This window comes from Pseudoalteromonas sp. AS84 (assembly GCF_038900255.1).
Taxonomy (GTDB): Bacteria; Pseudomonadota; Gammaproteobacteria; order Enterobacterales; family Alteromonadaceae; genus Pseudoalteromonas.
Genome location: NZ_JBBMQY010000045.1, coordinates 1 through 2928, shown reverse-complemented (window position 1 = coordinate 2928; position 2928 = coordinate 1). Strand labels below are relative to the sequence as shown.

The following is a 2928-nucleotide window of genomic DNA, read 5'->3' as shown; positions in this document are numbered from 1 at the left end:
GCGTTATTAGATGAAGCTGGATTGGCGGCCTGCATGGCGTATGTAGATTTAAACCCTATCAGAGCCAAAATGGCAAAGACACCAGAAGAATCAGACCATACCAGTGCTCAAGTACGGCTAATATGCGCAAAAGAAGGCAAGCAGCCAAAACAATTACTCCGCTTTGCAGGCATGCCACGTCAAACCATGCCAAAAGGGCTACCCTTTGAGCTTAAATCGTACCTTGAACTTGTTGAGTTAACAGGGCGCTGTATACGAGAGGGCAAACGAGGGTATATTGAGAGTACACAATTACTCTTGCTCGAAAGAGTCAATATTTCCCCAGAAAACTGGTTAAAACTCACCACACAGTTTACCCGCGTATTTCACGGTGCAGTTGGCCGGGCATCATCACAAGCAGGTTACTGTGAAAACTTAAACAGAAAACGGCGGGCAAATATCAATAATTGCAAAAAGTTTCTCGCATAAACTTAAACTGCTCAGTAATAAATCACAACTGCACTATGCAGTTATTTTCATGCGTGTAATTTAGGTTTAATAGCGGTCATGTTTTATTTAATGGGTTAAATGAAAAGAATCGATTAGGAAAGGTAAATTTTTAACCTAAAAAGTAGATTTTATAGCACAGTTTGGCTTGTACAATTAGAGTGGCTGTCTAGTTTAGTTTACTATAATGAGCATGAAATTAATTTAAAGGATGCTTACTTAATAATGGGTTATACAACAAACTTTTTCATGAAGGGCAGGCTAGCACCTAAGATGCTGAGTGGTGCTAAACTAACTGAAGCTGAAGAGGCTTTAGTTTGTAGCCTAAATTTAGCATTGGACAAACTACCTTCTGAATCAGGAGTATTTTATCGGGGACTTGGTAAGTCACCTCTTCCAGATTGGTTTGATGATAAATATAAAAGGGGCTCAGTGTTGACTGAAACATTCTTCGCTTCTGTTAGTGAAGAGTTAAGTCCAGAATATGAGGGAGGGAAAGTGATGATTTTTAAAGCGAATAATGTAAAAGACGTTTCACCGCTTGCTATGGACGTCCATTTTGCTGATAAAATTGGACAGTCACCTGCTAAATCCGAGCATCTCATACAATCTGGTCATAAGCTGGTTGTTGATTCAAATATTGAAGGTGTTGTTAAATTAACTCAACTTTAAGGATGCAATTATGATCGATATAAATAACTTTAACTTGGATATATATAATTTACATAAAGAAGATTTTTTATCCAGTAACGAAGAAGTAATAATAAGGTTTTTCTTAATAGAAAATAATAATTTAATTCTCGTTCAATTTATTTCAGACAATAATCTCAATTCTGCTTTCTTTAGTGTTTCCGATTTGCAAAGGATACCCAAAGAAGCTCGCTATAGAGAGTATCATGGCAAAGAGATGAGAGAAGTGATTGAAGAATATTCATTAATCGAAACAATTAAGGTTGATTTAGAAACGGGTGATGAGTCCATTGTTGGAAAGGTATTTAAAGAAAATAAAATTGTTTATGAGTGTTGTTATAGTCGATACTCAGATTCAATTGAGCCTACTTTATGGGAGCTCTTTCAAATATCAGAAAATAGGAAAGTAAAATCTGAATTGAGACTTGAAGAAGATGTTTTAAGATTCCAAAAGATGATTTTTCTTGAGAAGGTCGAGTTTCTCCGTTCTAAGTTTAGAAGTATTTATAAAACACGCTGGGAGTTAGGTATTGCGCCTGAGGAATGCTTTTTAGATAAGCAAGAAATTGTGAAATATAGCGCAGTTCTGGATTTTAAAAGTGCCTTAAAAGAAGTGCTAGACTTAGAAAAAGAACTAACAGGAAAATCTGTTCTTGAAATGTATTCGAATATTATAGCTCAAGGTGATAATTAGTTAATGTTAATAGAAATAGCTATAGCAGATGCCTATGGGGCTGGTTTCGAGTTTTCTTCGGAAAAAAAGTGGTACTTTATAATGATCTGTCTAGTTATTCACGACATGATTTATATGGGTTCTCAGCTAAATATACCGATGATACCCAGATGACAATCGCCATAGTGGAATTAATGTTAAATAACGAAAAATTTACGAGCGAAATTATTGCAGATAAGTTTATTGAATGCTTTAAGCGAGATCAACGCTTAGGATATTCAAAGGGCTTCTATCAACTTTTATTAAGTGTAGAATCTGGATTTGATCTAATAAATATAATCAAGCCCAATAGCGAAAGAAATGGTGCAGCTATGAGATCTGTACCGATAGGTTTTTTTAAAGAAAAAAATAAGCTTCTCGAATTTGCTAAAATGCAAGCCCAAATTACGCACAATTCTTCTATAGCTATACAATCTAGTTGCGCTATTGCCTTAGCTTGTCACTTTGGCATCCATCACAAAGGTAAATTATTAAACTTAGAAAAGTTTTTAGAAGGTGAAGGTTATGCCGATTGGGATTTTGACTGGGGCAAGGAGGTTTCTATTAAAGCATTCGATACTGTTAGTGCTGCCTTTAGCTGTTTAATAAAAAATAGTAACCTTAAAGATTTACTGCAAAGCTGTGTTGCACTTCGAGGGGATACAGACAGTGTCGCTTCTATAGCTGTTGGATTAGCTTGCTGCTTTGATGAATACGAGAAGAACCTGCCTTTAAATTTGATTAAAGATTTAGATGAGCCAAATTATGGCATTCTATTTTTGAGCAAGCTAGATGAAGAATTAAGAAAAAAATTCACTTTGTAATGTTGTCTCAAAATAAACTAGACAATTACCCGAATAACAGTGACACCTACTCTCAGTTTTGGACTCTGTGAAACGAAGAACTAGGTTTTTAGAGTAACAAAGACACCCACTTTAAATACTGGCATCGATTTACTACTAAGACTACAATAAACTAGACACCCACACTAATTTTTGCAGTTTGGCGAACTAAGTACTAGGCTTTTATCAGTGTGAAAA

General features: G+C 35.5%; 4 protein-coding genes. All 4 read left to right on the top strand.

The window, feature by feature from the left end; genetic code table 11:
- The coding region (locus WNY79_RS20720; RefSeq protein ID WP_342876786.1) for a hypothetical protein at positions 1-468 on the top strand (468 nt) is incomplete at its 5' end.
- 243 nt (positions 469-711) lie between these two features.
- Positions 712-1158 (top strand): hypothetical protein, encoded by a 447-nt coding sequence (locus WNY79_RS20715; protein ID WP_342876785.1) that lies wholly within the window; start codon positions 712-714, stop codon positions 1156-1158.
- A gap of 10 nt (positions 1159-1168) precedes the next feature.
- Positions 1169-1870, top strand: a complete 702-nt coding sequence (locus WNY79_RS20710; RefSeq protein WP_342876784.1) for a hypothetical protein — start codon at positions 1169-1171, stop codon at positions 1868-1870.
- Positions 1871-1938: 68 nt separating this feature from the next.
- A complete protein-coding gene (locus WNY79_RS20705) occupies positions 1939-2712 on the top strand; it encodes an ADP-ribosylglycohydrolase family protein (protein WP_342876783.1) in 774 nt (257 codons plus the stop codon).
- The last annotated feature ends 216 nt before the right edge of the window (positions 2713-2928 follow it).

Excerpts from the sequence above, each read along its gene's own strand:
- WNY79_RS20715 (WP_342876785.1), top strand. The coding sequence starts at position 712 with ATGGGTTATACAACAAACTTTTTCATGAAGGGCAGGCTAGCACCTAAG.
- WNY79_RS20710 (WP_342876784.1), top strand. The coding sequence starts at position 1,169 with ATGATCGATATAAATAACTTTAACTTGGATATATATAATTTACATAAA.